The sequence below is a fragment of the Clostridium sp. OF09-36 genome (assembly GCF_003481985.1).
In the GTDB taxonomy this organism is placed as follows: domain Bacteria; phylum Bacillota; class Clostridia; order Lachnospirales; family Lachnospiraceae; genus Brotaphodocola.
In genome coordinates, this window is record NZ_QUMD01000075.1 from 1 (window position 1) to 1757 (window position 1757).

The following is a 1757-nucleotide window of genomic DNA, read 5'->3' on the forward strand; positions in this document are numbered from 1 at the left end:
CCAGCTTCCGCAAATCATCGGAGAACCACTCGTCCCGGACTGCCAGCAGACGGAAGAAAGTGGACTTGCCAGCCCCCTGACCGCCTACCAGACAGAGCATGATTTCAAATTTGCATCCCGGCTGAAAGGCTCGTGAGATTGCACCCAGCAGGAACAGCTTCAACGCTTCATAGGTGTAATCGTCTGTGTCAGCCCCCAGAAAGTGCCGTAGGCAGAAGCGGATTCGCTCTGTCCCGTCCCACACAAGGGAACTTAAATAATCCCGGATGGGGTGGTACTTGTTTTCATTCGCTACAATCCCGATGGCGTTATCAATCTTTTTCTCATTGGTAAGCCCGTAGGTTTCTTCCAGATAGAGAAGCAGATATTTCATGTCCGTATCGTTTAAGGCGGTGCTGTCCCTGTGGAAGCCGATGGGCTTTATGATGTCCTTGCGGTCGGTCAGGATGTTGTATGCGATAGCCCCGGAAAGCAGCGGGTCACGCTGGAATACGGTCAGGCAGTTCCGTATGCTCTGACGGACACCGCCTTTCTCGGTGGTTTCCAGCCCCGCCTTGATTTCCTCAATGCTCTGGGGCGGCTGCATGGCGTTCATGGTGTTTTTTAGTTCTTGCTGCGTCTGCGGCTGCAAGCTCTGCCATTCGCTGTTCAAGCTGTATCACATCCTTTCCGTATTCCGTAATCAAAGCCGCTTTTTCCTCTGTTTCCCCGAACAGCAGCACATCCAGCAGATATTCCACATGGTCTTGCTTCTGTAAGGCTTCCACAAACCGGGGATGAAAGACTTCCTCCGGGGAGTGCGGGGCATATTCCTTTCTCCACACTCGGAGTAGGTGGAGATAATCGGCAAGAATACGGAAGCAGCGGTTTTTTGCTTCCTGAAACTGTTCCTCCGGGGATTTCTGCCGGGGCTTGGGCTTTTTTGCTTTTCCCGGCGGTTTCCAGTCCTCATAGGAAAGCCCGAAGTCCTGTGCCAGCTGTACGGCGGCTTCTTTCTTTCCCAGCCCATACAGGGCGGCGGCAAAATCAATCACATCCCCATCCGCACCGCAGCCGAAGCAGTGGTAACGCCGATCCAGCTTCATGCTTGGGGTTTTATCGTGATGGAACGGGCAGCAAGCCATCCCGTTGCGACCTACATGGATTCCATAATGCTCCGCAGCCTGTCTTGTTGTGACGGACTGCTTCACAGCTTCAAATACATTCAAATCTATCCCTCCTTGAAAACAAAAAAGCACCTGACATTCTCAATTTGAAAATGGCAAGTGCCTGTTAAAGTTCCATATCCTGTTGTCTGTGTTTCGCCTGTGCCGGGGCGGTTCTTTGAGCCTTTTTCTCGTCTGCCTTATCCTGTAAGACTTCTTTGATGGGCTGCTTCTTGGGCGGCTCTTTGCTTTCCTCTGTGCCGGGTGTGGCTTTCCGTACCCAGTATCGGATGTCCCGCAGTTTCTTCAAATCAGCCTGTACCTCAGTCAGCGGTGTTTTCAGGGCTGCAATTTCTTCCAGAAGCGTTTCCTGCTCCTCTTGCAGCTTTTTTTGGGTACTGTCCTTATCGTCCGGGTGCTTGGCAAGGTAGGCGGTGGCTTTCGCATACCGGGCAACCTCCGGGTGTTCCTGTTTGAATTTCTCCTTTGTTTTCTTAAAAAATATCTTCTGGTACTTCTCATAGACAGGCTTACATTCCTTGCAGTCTGTCCGGCTGGCAAGAATCCCGTCAATCACTTTGCTGCGGGCTTCCTTTGGCTTCATCTGATTGC

General features: G+C 51.8%; 2 protein-coding genes and 1 pseudogene. All 3 read right to left on the minus strand.

All coding sequences use genetic code 11. From position 1 onward, the window contains the following. Nucleotides 1-595: virulence-associated E family protein (locus DXA97_RS19680; RefSeq protein WP_243107790.1), on the minus strand; the 595-nt coding region annotated here is incomplete at its 3' end. Continuing rightward, complete coding sequence (locus DXA97_RS19685) at nt 564-1208, minus strand: CHC2 zinc finger domain-containing protein (RefSeq protein ID WP_020994021.1); 645 nt, start codon at nt 1206-1208, stop codon at nt 564-566. The genes DXA97_RS19685 and DXA97_RS19680, both read right to left, overlap by 32 nt. A 64-nt stretch (nt 1209-1272) precedes the next feature. Next, a pseudogene (locus DXA97_RS19690) lies at nt 1273-1757 on the minus strand (conjugal transfer protein); the annotation flags it as partial.